Annotated in this window: 15 protein-coding genes and 1 pseudogene; 6 read left to right on the top strand and 10 right to left on the bottom strand. The window is 67.2% G+C overall.

Annotated features, from left to right (window positions below; all coding sequences use genetic code 11):
• The first annotated feature begins 31 nt into the window (after positions 1-31).
• Complete coding sequence (gene tyrS / locus FOA17_RS18180; protein ID WP_149143014.1) at positions 32-1,282, top strand: tyrosine--tRNA ligase; 1,251 nt, start codon at positions 32-34, stop codon at positions 1,280-1,282.
• A 47-nt stretch (positions 1,283-1,329) separates the two neighbouring features.
• On the opposite strand, the gene rarD is transcribed toward tyrS, so the two are convergent.
• Together rarD and FOA17_RS18170 are read right to left on the bottom strand one after the other, a co-directional pair.
• Positions 1,330-2,223, bottom strand: a complete 894-nt coding sequence (gene rarD, locus FOA17_RS18175) for an EamA family transporter RarD (protein ID WP_149142936.1) — start codon at positions 2,221-2,223, stop codon at positions 1,330-1,332.
• Between the two features lie 59 nt (positions 2,224-2,282).
• Positions 2,283-2,711: pseudogene (locus FOA17_RS18170) on the bottom strand (cupin domain-containing protein).
• A gap of 105 nt (positions 2,712-2,816) precedes the next feature.
• Here FOA17_RS18170 and FOA17_RS18165 point away from each other — a divergent pair.
• On the top strand, positions 2,817-2,996 hold the full coding sequence (locus tag FOA17_RS18165; RefSeq protein ID WP_149142935.1) for a hypothetical protein: 180 nt from the start codon (positions 2,817-2,819) through the stop codon (positions 2,994-2,996).
• 20 nt (positions 2,997-3,016) lie between these two features.
• On the opposite strand, the gene FOA17_RS18160 is transcribed toward FOA17_RS18165, so the two are convergent.
• The 6 genes from FOA17_RS18160 to hutI form a co-directional block, all read right to left on the bottom strand.
• On the bottom strand, positions 3,017-3,670 hold the full coding sequence (locus FOA17_RS18160) for a flavin reductase family protein (RefSeq protein WP_149142934.1): 654 nt from the start codon (positions 3,668-3,670) through the stop codon (positions 3,017-3,019).
• A gap of 83 nt (positions 3,671-3,753) precedes the next feature.
• Positions 3,754-5,436, bottom strand: coding sequence for a urocanate hydratase (hutU, locus tag FOA17_RS18155; protein WP_149142933.1), 1,683 nt, complete (start codon positions 5,434-5,436; stop codon positions 3,754-3,756).
• An 11-nt stretch (positions 5,437-5,447) separates the two neighbouring features.
• Positions 5,448-6,587: an acyl-CoA dehydrogenase family protein gene (locus FOA17_RS18150; RefSeq protein ID WP_149142932.1), complete on the bottom strand. Its 1,140-nt coding sequence runs from the start codon at positions 6,585-6,587 to the stop codon at positions 5,448-5,450.
• Positions 6,580-7,719, bottom strand: coding sequence for a CaiB/BaiF CoA transferase family protein (locus tag FOA17_RS18145; protein ID WP_149142931.1), 1,140 nt, complete (start codon positions 7,717-7,719; stop codon positions 6,580-6,582). The genes FOA17_RS18150 and FOA17_RS18145 overlap by 8 nt, the downstream gene beginning before the upstream one ends.
• On the bottom strand, positions 7,716-9,248 hold the full coding sequence (hutH, locus tag FOA17_RS18140; protein ID WP_149142930.1) for a histidine ammonia-lyase: 1,533 nt from the start codon (positions 9,246-9,248) through the stop codon (positions 7,716-7,718). The genes FOA17_RS18145 and hutH overlap by 4 nt, the downstream gene beginning before the upstream one ends.
• Entirely contained in the window at positions 9,245-10,429 is a 1,185-nt protein-coding gene (hutI, locus tag FOA17_RS18135; RefSeq protein ID WP_149142929.1) for an imidazolonepropionase, read from the bottom strand. Before hutI ends, hutH begins: the two co-directional genes overlap by 4 nt.
• A gap of 66 nt (positions 10,430-10,495) precedes the next feature.
• Between hutI and FOA17_RS18130 the strand changes: the two genes are divergently transcribed.
• The 4 genes from FOA17_RS18130 to FOA17_RS18115 all read left to right on the top strand — a co-directional run bounded on the left by FOA17_RS18130 (position 10,496) and on the right by FOA17_RS18115 (position 14,473).
• Positions 10,496-11,854, top strand: a complete 1,359-nt coding sequence (locus FOA17_RS18130; protein WP_149142928.1) for a formimidoylglutamate deiminase — start codon at positions 10,496-10,498, stop codon at positions 11,852-11,854.
• Positions 11,851-12,552 (top strand): UTRA domain-containing protein, encoded by a 702-nt coding sequence (locus FOA17_RS18125; protein WP_149142927.1) that lies wholly within the window; start codon positions 11,851-11,853, stop codon positions 12,550-12,552. The genes FOA17_RS18130 and FOA17_RS18125 overlap by 4 nt, the downstream gene beginning before the upstream one ends.
• Before the next feature lie 75 nt (positions 12,553-12,627).
• Positions 12,628-12,945, top strand: coding sequence for a hypothetical protein (locus tag FOA17_RS18120; RefSeq protein ID WP_149142926.1), 318 nt, complete (start codon positions 12,628-12,630; stop codon positions 12,943-12,945).
• 52 nt (positions 12,946-12,997) lie between these two features.
• A complete protein-coding gene (locus FOA17_RS18115; protein WP_149142925.1) occupies positions 12,998-14,473 on the top strand; it encodes a multicopper oxidase family protein in 1,476 nt (491 codons plus the stop codon).
• Here the strand turns inward: FOA17_RS18115 and FOA17_RS18110 are convergent.
• Positions 14,470-14,721: a hypothetical protein gene (locus FOA17_RS18110; RefSeq protein ID WP_149142924.1), complete on the bottom strand. Its 252-nt coding sequence runs from the start codon at positions 14,719-14,721 to the stop codon at positions 14,470-14,472. The two genes, FOA17_RS18115 and FOA17_RS18110, sit on opposite strands and share 4 nt — an antisense overlap.
• Positions 14,722-14,927: 206 nt before the next feature.
• On the bottom strand, positions 14,928-18,626 hold the full coding sequence (locus tag FOA17_RS18105) for a vitamin B12-dependent ribonucleotide reductase (protein WP_149142923.1): 3,699 nt from the start codon (positions 18,624-18,626) through the stop codon (positions 14,928-14,930).
• Positions 18,627-18,753 lie beyond the last annotated feature (127 nt).

The following is an 18,753-nucleotide window of genomic DNA, read 5'->3' as shown; positions in this document are numbered from 1 at the left end:
GCATCTTGCGCCATAAATGCACGAGAGAGAGATGACCTACCACCCGAAATCCGACTTCATGCGCGTGATGATCGAGCGCGGCTTTCTGGCCGATTGCACCGATTATCAGGGGCTGGACGAAGCCTTGGTCAAAGGGGTGGTGCCCGCCTATATCGGCTATGACGCCACGGCGGCGTCGCTGCATGTGGGCCATCTGCTCAACATCATGATGCTGCGCTGGCTGCAAAAGACCGGGCACAAGCCGATCACCCTGATGGGCGGCGGCACGACCAAGGTGGGCGATCCGTCCTTCCGCGCCGATGAGCGCCCCTTGCTCACGCCCGAGAAGATCGACGAGAACATCGCCGGCATGAAGCAGGTCTTTGGCCGTTACCTGAGCTATGGCGACGGGGCGGGCGATGCGATCATGCTCAACAATGCCGAATGGCTGGACGGGCTGAACTACCTTGAGTTCCTGCGCGATATCGGGCGGCATTTCAGCGTGAACCGGATGCTGTCCTTTGAATCGGTGAAATCGAGGCTGGATCGTGAACAGAGCCTGTCTTTCCTTGAATTCAACTACATGATCCTGCAAGCCTATGATTTCCTTGAAATCTACCGCCGGCATGGCTGCCTGTTGCAGATGGGCGGGTCGGATCAGTGGGGCAATATCGTCAACGGGATCGACCTGACCCGCCGCGTGCTGGATCGCGAGATCTATGGCCTGACCTCGCCCTTGCTGACCACCTCGGACGGCAAGAAGATGGGCAAGTCGGCCTCGGGCGCGGTCTGGCTGCGCGGCGACATGCTGTCGCCTTACGAATTCTGGCAGTTCTGGCGCAACACCACCGATGCCGATGTGGGCCGCTTCCTCAAGCTTTATACCGATCTGCCGCTGGAGGAATGCGAACGACTGGGCGCGCTGTCGGGGTCGGAGATCAATGCCGCGAAGATCATCCTCGCCAATGAGGTGACGACGCTGTTGCACGGGGCCGAGGCCGCGCAGGCCGCCGAGGCCACCGCGCGCGAGGTGTTCGAAAAGGGCGGCATCGGTGCCGATCTGCCGACCGTCGTTCTGGGCGTGGCGGATGTGGCCGAGGGCATTACCGCGGCGCAGTTGTTCGTGCGGGCGGGCCTCTCGCCTTCGGGCAAGGAGGCCAAGCGGCTGATCGCCGAGGGCGGCGCGCGGGTGAATGACGATCCGGTGCTGGATGCAGGGCACAAGTTCCATGCCGCCGATTTCGAAGCGCCGATGAAGCTGACCGCCGGCAAGAAGCGGCACGCGCTGGTCACGCTGGACTGACCGGAGGGTCGGAAAACGCTACAAAGCGGGCCGCGCGGCCCCCTTTGTCATTTCCGCCGCATGCCCAGCGTATAGACGATCAGCGCGGCCCAGATCAGCGGGAAGGCCAGCATCTTGGCCTGGCTGAAAGGTTCGTGAAAGGCAAAGACCGCGATCAGGAAGATCAGCGTCGGCGAGACATATTGCAGGATCGCGATGGTCGAAAGCCGCAGCAGCTTGGCCCCGTTGGCATAGAGGATCAGTGGAATGGCCGTGACCACCCCGGCGACCGCCAGCAGCGCGGTATCCGCCGGCACCGGCCCGAGAAAGCGCGCCTGTCCCGTGAATCCGGCCCAGATCACATAGCCAAGCGCCAGCGGCGACAGGATCAGCACCTCGAGCATGAAGCCCTGATTGGGGCCGATCGGCAGCTGCTTTTTCGCAAAGGCATAGGCGGCCCAGGTCAGCGTCATGCCAAGCGCCAGCACCGGCAGGCGCCCGGCCTCCCATGTCAGGATCGCGACCGCGATGGCGGCCAGGGCGACCGCCACAAGCTGCGGGCGGTTCAGCGTCTCGCGCAGGACCACGGCGCCGACCAGAATCGAGAAGAGCGGGTTGATGTAATAGCCGAGCGCCGCATCCAGCGTATGCCCGTGCTGCACCGCCCAGACATAGATGCCCCAGTTGCAGGCAATCAGCGTGGCGGTCAGCATGGCCATGGCCAGCATGCGCGGGTTGCGCAGCGCCGCCTTCAGATCGCCGGTGCGGCCCAGCCAGACCAGGATCAGCCCGGCGACCGGGATCGACCACAGCACCCGGTGCGACAGCACCTCAAGCGTGGGCACATGGGCCAGCGCCTTCATGTAGAGCGGCAGGAAGCCCCACATCACATAGGCCGCCAGCGCAAAGCCAAGGCCGCGGGAAGAGTCGGTATCGGGGCGGGAAAGGGTGCTGTCAGTCATCCGCCCTGCCTAAATGCGGTTCGGCCCGGCGGGAATGGCGATCTTGTTCCCGGCACAATTTAGCCGCGCGGAATGTCAAAACCGGGGGGCGCCAGAGTGAAGCCTTCAAAACGGAAACCGGGCGAGACGGTGCAGGAAACCAGCGTATAGGCGCCGGTCTAACGCGCGGCCTGCCAGTGCTGCGCCGGCACGATGCGTTGCGGCATCTCGCCGGCCAGCACGTCGGGGCCCAGCACGGCATCCCGCGCCGGGCCGACCTCGGTCGCGGCGGTGGAAAGGATCAGCGGCGCGCCACCGTGCCAGAGCCAGATCTCGGTCGCGTCCACCCGGTGCCAATGGCTGCGCTCGCCCGCGCGGAGCAGGAACAGGATCGCGGTGCCATGCGGGCGGCCGGGGGCGGTGTCATCGACCCAGGTCTGGCGATACCAGCCGCCTTCGGGATGGGGCGCGAGGTCAAGCGCGGCGATCAGCTGGTCGGGGTCGGTCATCGGTTGTTCCTGCTGCAAGGGCGCGGCCGAAACGCCGTTTGGTGCGGCGCGGGCAGCGTGTTAGCCTGTCATCATAGAAGACCGATATTGAACAGGGAGGATTTGATGAACAACCCAAGGGTTTCCGCCGCACTCAGCGGTCTGGCGATGCTCTATTTCGCCTATAGCATCTTTGGCGCGACCGAGCCGCCCAGCCCGACGCTGAACCTGTTGCAATGGGGGTTCCTGCTGCTGTCGGTGATCGCCTTTCTCGGGTCGCTCTATCAGATCGGCAAGGGGAAATAGCCGGGGCGCGCGGGCCAGGATCAAGCCTTGCCCTCCAACCCCGCCGCCGCCGCGCCGGTGGCGCCGGGAATGGGCATGGTGAAGGTCTCGGAAAAGCTGGTGTAATCGTGATAGCCCACACGGGCCAGCGGGCGGATCCTCGCGTAATCGAGCTTGCCATCGGCGGTCAGCACATGATCGGCAACATGGATGCGCATGACCTCGCCAAATACCACATCGACCCAGCCGTGCCCCGAATTGCCGCGCAGCCGGTGGGTGGAGAGGTAACGGCATTCGAAATGCGCCGGGCTTTCGGCCACGCGCGGCCCCGGCGCGTCGATGCAGGGGGCGGCGGTGACGCCCGCGCGCAGGAATTCGTCATCGCCCTCGGGCCATTCCACCGCGCTCTGGTTCATCGCCTCGCGCAGGTCATAGGTGCACATGTTCCAAACGAACCAGCCGGTTTCCTCGGCGTTGATGACGGTATGTTTGCGGCGACCGTCGGCATATTGATTGGCCGCGAACATCACCATCGGCGGATCGAAGGTCAGGTTCTGCCACTGGCTGTAGGGCGCGAGATTGGGGATCCCGGCTTTCGAGATGGTGGACAGCCAGCCGATCGGGCGCGGCACGGTGCAGGCCTTGAAGGGCGAATAGGGCAGAGGGCAGGGTTCGGACCCCGGCGCGTAATGCATATGCTGTTCCTTCCGTTTGCTGTGGAACCGGGGGGGTCACACCCCCGGACCCCTGTGGAGTATTTAGGCAAGAAGCAAGAGCCTCAGTTGCCGAGGATGCCGGGCAGGCGCAGGCCGTGGTCGCGGGCGCAATCCAGCGCGATGTCATAGCCCGCATCGGCATGGCGCATGACGCCGGAGGCCGGATCGTTCCACAGCACGCGTTCGAGGCGTTTCGCGGCCTCGGGCGTGCCGTCGGCCACGATCACCACGCCCGAATGCTGCGAAAAGCCCATGCCGACGCCGCCGCCGTGATGCAGGCTGACCCAGGTCGCGCCCGAGGCGGTATTGGTCAGCGCGTTCAGAAGCGGCCAGTCCGACACGGCATCCGAGCCGTCGCGCATCGCCTCGGTCTCGCGGTTGGGCGAGGCGACGGAGCCTGAATCGAGGTGGTCGCGGCCGATGACCACGGGCGCCTTGAGTTCGCCGCTGGCAACCATCTCGTTGAACATCAACCCGGCGCGGTGGCGGTCGCCAAGGCCGATCCAGCAGATGCGCGCGGGCAGGCCCTGAAAGGCGATGCGTTCGGCGGCCATGTCCAGCCAGCGGTGCAGGTGCTTGTTTTCCGGGAAGAGTTTCTTCATCGCGGCATCGGTTTTCGCGATGTCCTCGGGGTCGCCCGACAGCGCGGCCCAGCGGAAGGGGCCGATGCCCTTGCAGAACAGCGGGCGGATATAGGCCGGCACGAAGCCGGGGAAGGCGAAGGCGTTGTCCAGCCCCTCGTCCTTGGCCACCTGACGGATGTTGTTGCCATAATCGAGGGTGGGCACGCCGGCCTCATGGAAGCCGACCATGGCCGCGACATGCTGTTTCATCGAGGCGCGGGCGGCGCGTTCGACCTCGGCGGGCGCGGTTTCCTGCCTGGCGCGCCAGTCGCCGACGCTCCAGCCTGCCGGGCAATAGCCGTGCAGCGGATCATGGGCGGAGGTCTGGTCGGTCACGATATCCGGGCGGGGGCCGCCCGATTGCATGCGGCGCAGCAGTTCGGGAAAGACCTCGGCCGCGTTGCCCAGAAGGCCCACCGATTTCGCCTCGCCCTTCGCGGTCCAGTCGTCGATCAGCGCCAGCGCCTCGTCCAGTGTTTTCGCCTTGGCATCGACGTAGCGGGTGCGCAGGCGGAAGTCGATGCGGGTCTCGTCCACCTCGACCGCGAGGCAGCAGGCCCCGGCCATCACCGCGGCCAGCGGCTGCGCGCCGCCCATGCCGCCAAGGCCGCCGGTCAGCACCCATTTGCCGGTCAAATCGCCCGCATAATGCTGGCGCCCGGCCTCGGCGAAGGTCTCATAGGTGCCCTGCACGATGCCTTGGGTGCCGATATAGATCCATGACCCGGCGGTCATCTGGCCATACATCATCAGGCCCTTGCGATCCAATTCATTGAAATGTTCCCAGGTGGCCCAATGCGGCACGAGGTTCGAATTGGCGATCAGCACGCGCGGGGCGTCGGCATGGGTGCGCACGATGGCGACGGGTTTGCCGGATTGCACGAGCAGGGTCTCGTCCGCCTCCAGATCCTTCAGCGCGGCGCAGATGCGGTCGAAATCCTCCCACGTGCGGGCGGCGCGGCCGATGCCGCCATAGACCACCAGCTCATGCGGGTTTTCCGCCACATCGGGGTGGAGGTTGTTCATCAGCATGCGCAGCGCGGCCTCGGCCTGCCAGTTCTTTGCGTTCAGCGTGGGGCCGGTGGGTGGAAAGATGTCGCGGGTGTTGTGACGGCTGTTCATGGCGGCGATCCTCAGGCAAGCAGATGGGCGGCGATGATGCCGCGCTGGATTTCGGACGATCCCTCGTAAATCCGCATGATGCGGACATCGCGGGCGTGGCGTTCAAGCGGGAAGTCGGCGGTGTAGCCATAGCCGCCATGCAGTTGCAGCGCGCCATCGGTGACGCGCCCGGCCATTTCGGAGGCGGCGAGCTTGGCCATGCTGGCGGCCTCGCTGAAGCGCTGGCCGAGGGCGCGTTGCCGCGCGGCCTCCAGCGCGAGCAGACGGGCCGCGCGCAGGTCGAGCGCCATGTCCGCCAGTTGCCAGCGGATGCCCTGGCGGTTGGCCAGCGCCTCGCCGCCGATGATGCGGGTCTTGGTCCAGGCGACGGCGGCATCAAGGGCGGCTTGCGCGATGCCGATGCACATGGCGGCGACCTCGACCCGGCCATTGTCCAAGACCTTCATCGCAGTGCGAAAGCCGGTGCCCTCGTCGCCCAGCAAGGCGTCGGGCGGCAGGTGGCAATCCAGATCCAGTTCCCACACATGGCCGCCGCGCAGGCCCATGGTGCGCTCGGCGCGGCCGGGTGTCAGGCCGGGCGTGCCCTTGGGCACGAGGAAGGCGCTGATGCCCTTATGGGCTTTCGAGGGGTCGGTGACGGCGTAGGCGATCAGGAAATCCGCGACACCGCCGTTGGAGATGAAGCATTTGGCGCCCTTGAGGTGCCAGCCCTCCGTCGTGCGAGTGGCGCGGGTGCGCATATCGGCGGGGTCGGACCCGGCATTGCGTTCGGTCAGGGCAAAGGCGCCAAGCGCGGTGCCCTCGGCCGCCATGGGCAGCCAGTGGTCGCGCTGCGCCGGGGTGCCGCCGATCAGGATGGAATCGGTCGCGAGGTAATGCGCGGTCAGCGCCGAGACGGTGGACCCGCAGCCGCCCGCCACCAGTTCAACGGCCCGGAGCAGCGCCTGCGCGCTGATGCCCGGCCCCCAGGGTTCGGGCAGGTTGGCGCCCATCATGCCGGTCGCGGCAAGGGCGGCAAGCTGGTCATGGACGAAGGCGCCGCTTTCATCGGTGGCGGCGGCTTTCGGCGCCAGTTCCTGCGCGCAAAAGCGGGCGAGCATGTCGAGGAAGGCGCGTTCCTCATCGCTGAGCATATGGAAAAGGTCAGTCATGGTCGGCAAGTCCCAGTCGGGTCAGGATCGCGGCGCGATCAGCGCCAAGCTGCGGGGCCGAACTGGCAGCAATCGGCTTTTCACTATTGAAACGAACGGGTTGGCCGATGGTCTTGGCATGGCCCAGCACCGGATGCGGCAGGTCGGACACCAGCCCGCGCGCCTGCGCATGGGGGCTGTCCGCCGCCTGCGCCAGGGTCTGCACCTCGGCCGTGGGGATGCCGGCGGCGGCGAGGGCGGCCACCACCTCGGCGGTCGGGCGCGGGCCGGTCCAGGCCTCGATCATCGCGCGAACCTCGGGCTCATGCGCGGTGCGGGCCTCATCCGTTGCCAGATGCGGCGCGGGCGTGGCGCCAATCAGCGCGCAAAGCCGCTGCCACTGGCCATCGCCCAGCACGGCGATCACTGCCTGACCGTCGGCGCAGGCGAAACAGCCAAACGGGGTGGAGAGCGGATGGCGGTTGCCCGTCCGTTCCGGCGCGCGGCCGGCGTAGAATTGCAAGGCGTGGCTGGTCGGCAAGAGCGAGAACAGCGCGTCGAACATGGCCACGTCGATGGTGGCACCTTCGCCGTTGCGGTCGCGCTGGTGAAGTGCGGCCAGAATGGCCCAGCTTGCGTAAAGCCCGGCCATCAGGTCGCCATAGCTTTCGCCCACCTTCAGGGCCGCGCCGCCTTCGTCGCCGGTCGCGGCCATCAGGCCGGACATGGCCTGCGCCACCAGATCATAGGCCGGCAGATGCGCCGCCGGGCCGGATTGGCCAAAGCCCGAGATGGAGGCATAGATCAGCCCCGGCTTTGCCGCGCGCAACGTCTCGGCCCCCAGACCCAGACGGGCCGCGACACCGGGGCGGAAGTTCTCCACCACCACATCGCATTGCAGGGCAATGTCACGGGCAAGCGCCTGATCCTGCGGCGCTTTCAGATCCAGCACGATCGACTGCTTGCCGCGATTGACCAGCGTGAACAGTGCGCTTTCGCCGTGCAGGAAGGGGCCGATATGGCGGTAATCGTCGCCCGAAGGCGGCTCCAGCTTGATGACTTCGGCGCCCAGATCGGCCAGGAGCGCGGTGCAGAACGGCCCCGCCAGCACCCGGGTCAGATCCAGCACGCGCAGACCGGCAAGCGGCGTCATGCCAGCACCGGCAGATGCGGCGCCACGGCGCGGGCCAGCGTGCCTTCGGAGACCAGCCGCGTCGCGGCGGCCAGATCGGGCGCCATGTAGCGGTCTTCGCCCAGCGGCGCGATTTCGGCGCGGATCGCCGCCATCACCGCCTGCAAGGCGGGGCTGGTCTTCAGCGGCGCGCGGCAGTCGATGCCCTGCGCGGCCGACAGCGCCTCCACCCCCAGAATGACGCCCAGATTGGCGTTCATCCGCACAAGCCGGCGCGCCGCATGGGCGGCCATGCTGACGTGATCTTCCTGATTGGCAGAGGTCGGCGTGCTGTCGGTGGAACAGGGCGTCGCGAGATGCTTGTTCTCGCTCATCAGGGCGGCGGTGGTGACCTCGGCGATCATCAGCCCGGAATTGAGGCCCGGCGCCGGCGTCAGGAAGGGCGGCAGATCGTGGCTCAGCGTCGGGTCCACCATCAGCGCGATGCGCCGCTGCGCGATGGCGCCGATTTCAGACACCGCCAGCGCGATCTGATCGGCGGCAAAGGCCACATATTCGGCGTGGAAATTGCCGCCCGAGACGATCTCGCCGCTTTCGACCAGCACCAGCGGGTTGTCGGTCACGGCATTCGCCTCGGTCTCCAGCGTGGCGCCCGCGGCGCGCAGCAAATCCATCGCGGCGCCCATGACCTGCGGCTGACAGCGGATGCAATAGGGATCCTGCACGCGGGTATCGCCCTCGCGGTGGCTTTCGCGGATCGCGGATCCGGCCAGCAGCGCGCTTTGCGCCGTGGCAAAGGCGATCTGGCCCGGATGGCCGCGCAGTTGGTGGATCATCGGATTAAGCGGCGCGGTCGATCCCATGATGGCATCGGTCGAAAGCGCGCCGGTCACGATGGCGGCGCCAAGATTGCCCCAGGCGCCCCACAGGCCCGCCAATGCGCAGGCGGTGGAAAACTGCGTGCCGTTGATCAGGGCCAGCCCCTCTTTCGGGCCCAGCACCACGGGGGCAAGCCCGGCTTGGGCCAGCGCCTCGGCCCCGGGCAGCCGCTTGCCCTGCCAATAGGCAAAGCCCGCGCCGATCATCACCGCGGCCATATGCGCCAGCGGCGCCAGATCACCCGAGGCCCCGACCGAGCCCTGCACCGGAATTTCCGGCACCACGCCGCGGTTCAGCATGTCTTCGATCAGTTGCACGGTCGCCCAGGCGGTGCCGCTGGCGCCGCGGCCCAGCGACAAGAGCTTCAGCGCCATCATCAGCCGGGTGGTCGGGGCGTCCAGCGGCTCGCCCACGCCGCAGCAATGCGACAGGATCAGGTTCCGTTGCAGCGTCGCCGTATCGCCCGCCGGAATGCGCACCGAGGCCAGTTTGCCAAAGCCCGTATTCACGCCATAGATCGCGTGATCGCCATTGGCGGCGCGGGCGACCAGGGCGGCGGCGGCCTCGACCCCGGGCCGGGCGGCCGGGTCGAGCCGCAGCGGCACCGCGTCGCGCCACAGGGTTTCCAGAAGCGAAAGCGGCGTTGCGCCAGGGGTCAGCGTCAGGGTCATGCGTCTTGTCCGAAGATGCGGCGGTGAAGCGGGTTGAAGCCGAAGCGATAGGAAAGTTCGGCCGGGTGATCGGCGTTCCAGATCGCCAGATCGGCGCGCAGGCCGGGGGCGATGGCGCCGCAATCGTCAAGGCCCAGGGCGCGGGCGGCGTGCAGCGTCACGCCGCTGAGCGCCTCGTCCGGGGTCAGGCGGAACAGGGTGCAGGCCATGTTCATGGCCAGCAGCAGCGAATTCATCGGCGAGGTGCCGGGGTTCAGATCGGTCGCCACCGCCATCGGCACACCATGGGCGCGGAAGGCAGCGACGGGGGGCGCCTGGGTCTCGCGCAGCGCGTAGAAGGCGCCGGGCAGCAACACCGCGACCGTGCCGGCCCGGGCCATGGCCTGCGCATCGGTCTCGGTCGCGTATTCGACATGATCGGCCGACAGCGCGCCATGATCGGCGGCAAGCCGCGTGCCGCCCAGATGCGACAATTGTTCGGCATGCAGCTTTACCGGCAGATGCAGGGCGCGCGCCTCGGCAAAGACGCGGGCGATCTGGTCGGGGGAAAAGGCGATCCCCTCGCAGAAGCCATCCACCGCATCGACCAGCCCCTCGGCATGGGCGGCGCGCAGGGCGGGCAGGCAGACCGTCTCCAGATAGGCATCGGCGCGGCCCCGGTATTCCGCCGGCACCGCATGGGCGCCCAGAAAGGTGGTGCGGATGCGCACGGGCCGCATCTGCGCCAGCCGCCGCGCCACGCGCAACATGCGCAGCTCGGTCTCGATATCCAGCCCGTAGCCCGACTTGATCTCCAGCGTGGCGATCCCTTCGGCGATCAGCGCATCCAGCCGGGGCAGGGCCTGCGCCAGCAGGTCGTCCTCTGACGCCGCGCGGGTCGCGGTCACGGTGGAGACGATGCCGCCGCCGGCGCGGGCGATGTCTTCATAGCTGGCGCCGCTCAGCCGCATCTCGAATTCGCGCGCCCGGTTGCCGCCATGCACCAGATGGGTGTGGCAGTCGATCAGCGCCGGGGTGACGAGGCGGCCTTGCAGATCGGTCACATCATCCTGCGCCAAGGCGTCGGGCAGGTCGGCCATCGCCCCGGCCCAGAGGATGCGCCCCGCGCGCAGCGCCACCGCACCGTCGCGGATCAGCCCCAGATCGGTCTGTGTCGCCAATGTGCCATGGATCAGCAGCATGTCGGCCCTTGATTGATTGCTTGTTTTGGCTATTATGTGCATACATAAATAGGAGTCAACCGGCAAATGATCAGTCTTTGGGCCGAAACGGCGCTGCTGCCCTCGGGCTGGGCGCAGGGGGTGCGGATCGACATCGTGGAGGGGCGGATTGCGCGCGTCACGCCCGATGCGGCGCCCGAAGGGATGCGGCTGGGCCTTGTGCTGCCCGCGCCCGCCAATGCCCATAGCCACGCCTTTCAGCGCGCCATGGCCGGCATGACCGAAAGCCGCGGCCCCAATCCGACCGACAGTTTCTGGACCTGGCGGCAGTTGATGTTCCGCTTTCTCGACCGGCTCGACCCCGACCAGATCGAGGCCATCGCCGCCTTCGTGCAGATGGAAATGCTGGAGGCGGGCTATGCCTGCAACGTGGAATTCCACTATCTGCACCACGCGCCCGGTGGCGTGCCCTATGCCGATCTGGCCGAGACCAGCGCCCGCATCGCGGCGGCGGCGGCCGAAACCGGGATCGGGCTGACCCTACTGCCGGTGCAGTATCAGTTCGGCGGGCTGGACCGACGCGGGCTGGGGCCGGGGCAGATCCGCTTTGGCAACAATCCCGACCGTTTCGCGCGGCTGCATGCCGGGGCAGGGCGCGCGCTTGCGGGTCTGGCCGATGCCCGTCTGGGCGTGGCGCCGCATTCGCTGCGCGCGGTTGCGCCCGAAGACCTGCCCGCGCTGCGCGCGCTGGCGGGCGGGGCGCCCTTTCACATGCATCTGGCAGAACAACTGGCCGAGGTGTCAGAGGTGGAGGCCGCGCTTGGCGCCCGCCCGGTCGATTGGGTGCTGGACAACATGCAGCCCGGGGCGGATTGCTGTTTCATCCATTGCACGCAGATGACGCCCCGCGAAACCGAAGGTCTGGCGCGGTCGGGCGCCATTGCCGGGCTGTGTCCGATCACCGAGGCGAGCCTGGGCGACGGCATCTTTGACGGGCTGCGCTGGTTCGGCGCGGGCGGGCGCATCGCCATCGGGTCGGACAGCAATATCCGCATCGCCCTAGCCGAGGAGCTGCGCAGTCTCGATTATTCGCAGCGGCTACGCGACCATTCCCGCGCGGCGCTGGCGACAGAAAGCCAGTCCACCGGGCGGCGGCTGTTCGAGGCGGCCTGCACGGGCGGCGCCCAGGCGGCGGGGCGCGATTGCGGCGCCATCGCGCCGGGGCTGTGGGCCGATCTGCTGGCGCTGGACATGGGCCAGATTGACCTGTGCGACAAGGCGGGCGATATGGCGCTGGACACTTGGATTTTCGCGGGCGACGACCGGATGGTCAGCGATGTCTTCGCGGCGGGGCGGCATGTGGTGCGGCAGGGCCGTCACATCGCCCGCGACGCCATCGCCGCCCGCTACCGCGCCGCCATGGCCCGGCTGAAGGAGACGGCATGACGGAAAGCAGCGCGATTTCCTGGCAATCCATCCGTGACGAGGTGTTGCGCCGCATCCGCGCCCGCGAATGGCGGCCGGGGCAGCTGATCCCGCATGAGGCCGATCTGGCGACCGAATTCGGCTGCGCCCGCACCACGGTGAACCGGGCGCTGCGCGAGGTGGCCGATAGCGGCATGATCGAACGCCGCCGCCGCGCCGGCACCCGTGTCGCGCTGCACCCCGTGCGCCGCGCCACGCTGGAGATCCCGGTCCTGCGGGTGGAGATCGAGCGGCGCGGGCAGGCCTATGGCTTTACCCTGCTCAGCCGAGCCGCCGAACTGCCGCCCCCCGGCATTTGCGCCCGGATGGGCAGCGCGCCGGACCGGCCGCTCCTGCATCTGACCGGATTGCACACCGCCGATGGCCAACCCCATGCGCTTGAGGATCGCTGGATCGCGACCGATGCGATTCCCGCCGCCGCGCAGGCCGATTTCACGACGATCAGCCCGAATGAATGGCTGGTGCTGAATGTGCCGTTCGAGGGGGGCGACCTGACCTTTTCGGCCCATGCCGCCAGCGAAGGGGAGGCGCGCGCCCTGCGCTGCGCGCCGGGCGAGGCGCTGTTCGTGACCGAGCGCAGCACCTTTCAGGCCGGGCGCAGCCTGACCTCGGTGCGGCTGGTCTTTGCCCCCGGGCATCGGGTGCATACGCGGCTTTAGCGGCGCGCTGCGGCGCGGCATCCTGTCAAGCAAATGTCACCTGACAAAAGCGGCCCCCCTGCCTAGAGTGGCGGCATGAGATGGACCGCCGCCCTATTGCATCTGGCCCTGGTTCTGGCGCTGGCCTTCGGGCTGGTTGCGCCGATGGCCAGCCATGCGCAGGTGATGGAGGCGACAGGGGCCCATGCCGCCCATCATGGGCCGGCGCATGCCGCGCCGATCGCGGGGAAGGACGAGAGCTGCCGCCAGCATTGCCTCGGCCTGTCGGTGCCGCCCGCCGCCGTCGCGCCGGCGGTGCCGGGGGCTGCGCTGCGGCGCGTGATCGCGCTGGCCCCGATGCCCCTGCCGCGCGGCCAGGCACCGCCGCCCGAAGGCCCGCCGCCCCGCCTGTGATCTGGTTCCCCGCCGCAGCCGCGGCCTGAAACCCATTTTGCAGGAGTCGCAGATGACCCAACTTTCCCGTCGCAGCTTTCTGGCTGCCACCGCCGCCATGTCGGCGGCCTGTCTGATCCCCGCCCGGGCACGCGCCGCGGGCAATGCCCTGACCCTGAGCGCCACGACCCGCGTGATCGAGGTGCAGGGCCGCGCCGCCACCGTCATGGGGCTGATGAATGCGCAAGGGGGGCTTGGCCTGACGCTTGACCCCGGGCAGCGTTTTCGAGTCGATCTGACCAATGATCTGGCCGAAGCCGCGATCGTGCATTGGCATGGCCAGATCCCGCCCAATGCGCAGGATGGCGTGCCCAATACCAATGCCATGCTGAGCCCGGGCGAATCGCGCGCCTATGATTACGCGCCGCGCCCCGGCACCTTCTGGATGCACAGCCATATCCCCGATCAGGAGATCGGCCTTCTGGCCGCGCCGCTGATCGTGCGCCGCCCCGAGGAGGTGCAGGCCGACCGGCAGGAGGTGGTGATGTTCCTGCACGATTTCGCCTTCCGCAGCCCGGCCGAGGTGCTGGCCGAGGTGGCGCAGGGCATGGCGATGGATCATGGCGCGATGAATCACGGGGCCATGAACGGCGGAGCGCCGATGGGCGGCATGGCGGGGCATGACATGTCGCAGATGATGGCGGGCATGGCCGAAGGCGGCATGGGCGGCATGGCCATGGATCTCAATGATTTCGAATGGGATGCCTATCTCGCCAATGACCGCACGCTGGCCGATCCCGATGTGGTGGCGGTGGAAAAGGGCGGGCGGGTGCGTCTGCGCGTGGTGAACGCGGCGGCGATGACCGCCTTCTGGATCGACACCGGCGCGGTGCCGGCGCGGCTGGTCGCGGTGGATGGCGATCCGGTCGTGCCTGTCACCGGCACGCGCTTTCCGCTGGCGCAGGCGCAGCGGCTGGATCTGGAGATCGACCTGCCCGACGCTGCTGCCCTGCCGGTGCTGGCGCTGCGCGAGGGCGGGCGACAGCGCACCGGCATCGTGCTGGCCCCGCCGGGCGCCGAGGTGCCGCGTCTGGCCGACCTGTCAGAGACGGCGCATCCGCCCGTGGCCTCGGGGCTTGATCTGGAACTGGGGCTGCGCGCTGTCACGCCGCTGGCCGACCGCCCGGTCGATCAGCGCCACATGATGATGCTGGGCGGCGGGATGCAGCCCTATCTCTGGACGCTGGACGGCCGCAGCTGGGACAACCGCCTGCCGGTGCAGGTGAAATCCGGCGCGCGGATGGAGCTGACCTTCCACAACATGTCGATGATGGCGCATCCGATGCACCTGCATGGCCATGTATTCCAGGTGGTCGAGGTCAATGGCCAGCGCATCGCCGGCGCCCTGCGCGATACGGTGCTGGTGCCGGTGATGGGCAGCGTGACCGTGGCCTTTGACGCGGGCGAGGTGGCGCCCTGGATGCTGCATTGTCACCATATGGGCCATCTGGCGACCGGGATGATGACCGAACTGGCGGTCTCGGCCTAGACCAGCCGGGGCGCGGGGCCGGCGGCGATCAGGGTCACGCAGGTCTCCGCGCCCTTCATGCGGATCGAGGTCACATCCATCGGGCGGCGGTCCAGATCGCCGCCCAGCACTTCGATCGTGCCCATGCCGTGAAAGGCCGCGTCCAGCAGGCGCAACAGCGCCTCGCCCTTCAGCACGGCCTCGACCCCGCCGGCGATGCGGGTGATGCTGCCGGGTTCCACCCGCCGGTCCCCGATGATGAGCTGCATGCCCGATCCCCCTGAAAAGGCAGGACAACCCGCCGAAATCACCCCCGAAGGCTAAGGGGATTCGGGGGCCGGAGTCCGCGCGGTTGTCCACAGGCGGGGGCAGAGTCCTGTGGAGGAAATCTGTATGGCGCGGTCGATAACCCCACACACGAAAAAAGCCCGCCCCTTGCGGGACGGGCCGAGACTCGCCAGTCTCTCGTGGTTCCTCAGCTACAGCCGCTGGTGCCGCCGCAGGTGTTGCACTTCATGCAGGTGCCGTTGCGGACCAGCGTGTAGTTGCCGCATTCGCCGCAGGCCTCGCCCTCGTAGCCCTGCATCTTGGCCTTGGTGCGGGCGTCCATGCTGACGGTGCCGGTGGCCAGGGCGGTGGCGCCGCCCAGAACGGGGCCGGTGCCGGTGGCAAGGCCGGTTTCGGGCAGCAGCATCGACAGGGCCGAAGGTTCGCCCGACAGGGCGGTCGCGCCCATGCCGCCTTGCAGCACCACCAGATCCTTCGGCAGTCGCTTGCGCAGATAGCCGGTGGAGGAGATCTGGCGCAGCACCTCCAGCGATTTGGAGGCGGCGGTTTCGCTTACCGGCTCCAGATTGCTTTCGCGCTTGCCCTCGGCCACGCCGCCGCCCAGCTCGTCAAAGCTGGCGCCCTTGGGGGCGACATGGGCCAGATCGGTGCGGTCCAGATAGCTGACCGCCAGTTCGCGGAACACATAGTCGAGGATCGAGGTTGCGTTCTTGATCGAGTCATTGCCCTGCACCATGCCCGCCGGTTCGAACTTGGTGAAGGTGAAGGCGTCCACGAATTCCTCCAGCGGCACGCCATATTGCAGGCCCACCGACACGGCGATGGCAAAGTTGTTCATCATCGCCCGGAAGCCCGCGCCTTCCTTGTGCATGTCGATGAAGATCTCGCCCAGGCTGCCGTCGCCATATTCGCCGGTGCGCAGATAGACCTTGTGCCCACCCACGACCGCCTTCTGGGTATAGCCCTTGCGGCGTTCCGGCAGCTTTTCGCGGTGGCTACGGACGATTTCCTTCACGATCACCTTTTCGATGATCTTTTCGGCCAGCGTCACCGCCTTTTCCTGCGGCGTGCCGGTGGCGAGGATTTCCTCGGCCTCCTCGTCATCCTCGACCAGGGCCGCGGCCAGCGGCTGCGACAGTTTCGAGCCGTCACGATAAAGCGCATTGGCCTTGATGCCCAGCGAATGCGACAACTCATACGCCGCCAGCGTTTCCTCGATCGAGGCCGAGTTGGGCATGTTGATCGTCTTGGAAATCGCGCCCGAGATGAAGCTTTGCGCCGCCGCCATCATGGTGATGTGGCTTTCGACGGACAGGAAGCGCTTGCCCTTCTTGCCGCAGGGATTGGCGCAATCGAAGACCGACAGATGATCGGCCTTCAGGAAGGGCGCGCCTTCCAGGGTCATCGTGCCGCAAACGTGGTCGTTGGCGGCGTCGATCTGCGCCTTGCTGAAGCCCAGATGGCGCAGCAGGTCAAAGCTCGGGTCGGCCAGTTTATCGGCCGGAATGCCCAGCGTGCCCTTGCAGAATTCCTCGCCCAGCGTCCACTGGTTGAAGACAAAGCGGATGTCAAAGGCCGAGGGCAGGGCGCTTTCGATCTTTTCGATCTCGCGCGGGCCGAAGCCATGGCCGATCAGCGCGGTGTGGTTGATGCCGGGGCAATTACCCAGGCTGCCATGGCCCACGGCATAGGCCACGATCTCGGCCACCTGACCCGAGGAATAGCCCAGCGTTTCAAGGGCGCCGGGCACCGACTGGTTGATGATCTTGAAATAGCCGCCGCCGGCCAGTTTCTTGAATTTCACCAGCGCGAAATCCGGCTCGATCCCGGTCGTGTCGCAATCCATCACCAGACCGATGGTGCCGGTGGGGGCGATGACGGTGGTCTGGGCGTTGCGGTAGCCATGCTTTTCGCCAAGCGCCAGCGCCTCGTCCCAGGCCGATTTCGCCAGCCGCACCAGGTCGATATCCGGGCAATTCGCGGCATCGAGGGCGACCGGCGCCACGTTCAGCGCCTCATAGCCCGCGTCATGGCCCCAAGCGGCGCGGCGGTGGTTGCGAATGACGCGCAGCATGTGCTGGGCATTGCGGGCATAGCCCGCGAAGGGCCCCAGCTCTGCCGCCATTTCGGCGCTGGTCGCATAGGTCACGCCGGTCATCAGCGCGGTCAGCGCCCCGCAAAGCGCGCGGCCCTCGGCCGAGTCGTAACCCAGACCCATATTCATCAGCAGGCCGCCGATATTGGCGTAACCCAGGCCCAGAGTGCGGAAATCATAGGAAAGCTGCGCGATTTCCTTCGACGGGAATTGCGCCATCATCACGCTGATTTCCAGCGTCACGGTCCAGAGCCGGGTCGCGTGGATATAGGCCTGCGCGTCGAACTGGCCGTCGCGGTAGAAGGTCAGCAGGTTCATCGAGGCCAGGTTGCAGGCCGTATCATCGAGGAACATGTATTCCGAACAGGGGTTCGACCCGCGGATCGGCCCGTCTTCGGGGCAGGTATGCCAGGCGTTCACCGTGTCATGGAACTGGATGCCCGGATCGGCACAGGCCCAGGCGGCATGGCCGACCTGATCCCACAGCTCGCGCGCCTTGACGGTCTTGGCGGTCTTGCCATCGGTGCGGCGGATCAGCGCCCAGTCGGCATCCTCCTTCACCGCCCGCAGGAAGGCGTCGGTGACACGGACCGAGTTGTTGGAGTTCTGGCCCGAGACCGAGATATAGGCCTCGCTGTCCCAATCGGTGTCATAGGTCGGGAATTCGATGCTGTCGAAACCCTGCCGCGCATATTGCAGCACGCGGTTGATATAGGTTTCCGGGATCATCGCCTTTTTCGCGGCGCGGATCGCGGTTTTCAGCGCATCGTTCTTCGTCGCGTCGCAGGCATCGGCGACGCTGCCATCCCAGCCCCGGATCGCGGCAAAGATCGCGTTCAGGTGCTGTTCGTGCATCTTGGAGCCGGCCACGAGGCTCGCGACCTTTTGCTCCTCGATGACCTTCCAGTTGATGAACTGTTCGATATCGGGGTGATCCATGTCGCAGATCACCATCTTGGCCGCGCGGCGCGTGGTGCCGCCCGACTTGATGGCGCCCGCCGCGCGGTCCCCGATCTTGAGAAAGCCCATCAGGCCCGACGACTTGCCGCCGCCCGAGAGTTTTTCGCCCTCGCCGCGCAGGCTGGAAAAGTTGGTCCCGGTGCCCGAGCCGTATTTGAACAGCCGCGCCTCGCGGACCCAGAGATCCATGATCCCGCCTTCGTTCACCAGATCGTCGCTGACCGACTGGATGAAGCAGGCATGGGGTTGCGGATGTTCATAGGCGCTGTCGGAACGGGTCAGCTTGCCGGTCTTGTAATCGACATAGAAATGGCCTTGGCCGGGGCCGTCGATGCCATAGGCCCAGTGCAGGCCGGTGTTGAACCATTGGGGCGAATTCGGCGCGGCCATCTGGCGGGCCAGCATGAAGCGCATTTCGTCGTAATAGGCGCGGGCGTCGGATTCGGAGGTGAAATAGCCGCCCTTCCAGCCCCAATAGGCCCAGGCGCCGGCCAGACGGTCAAAGACCTGCTTGGCCGAGGTCTCGCCGCCGAAACGGGCGTCCTCGGGCAGTTTCGCCAGCGCCTCGTCATCGGGGACCGACCGCCACAGGAATTCGGGCACGCCCTTTTCCTTGACGCGCTTCAGCACCGCCGGCACGCCGGCCTTGCGGAAATATTTCTGCGCCAGCACGTCCGAGGCGACCTGGCTCCAGCCTTCGGGGATCTCGACCGCCTCGTTGCGGAACACCACCTTGCCATCGGGATTGCGGATTTCCGAGGTGGTGGTGGCGAAGGCCATCGCGCCATAGGCGCCGGTGGTTTCGGTCGTGAACTTGCGCTCGATCTTCATCTGCCCCTTGGTCCCTTTTCCCTGTCCCGGTTGCGAGGGACTTTGCCCCCTTTGCCTTCTCGTGCCGCGGGATGGCGCGGGCATGCAGACACTGCCTCCGCGCGGTGGTCCGCACGGATTGCGCCGC

Source organism: Gemmobacter caeruleus, assembly GCF_008271655.1.
Classification (GTDB): Bacteria; Pseudomonadota; Alphaproteobacteria; order Rhodobacterales; family Rhodobacteraceae; genus Gemmobacter; species Gemmobacter caeruleus.
This window is presented reverse-complemented; position numbering and strand designations above follow the sequence as displayed.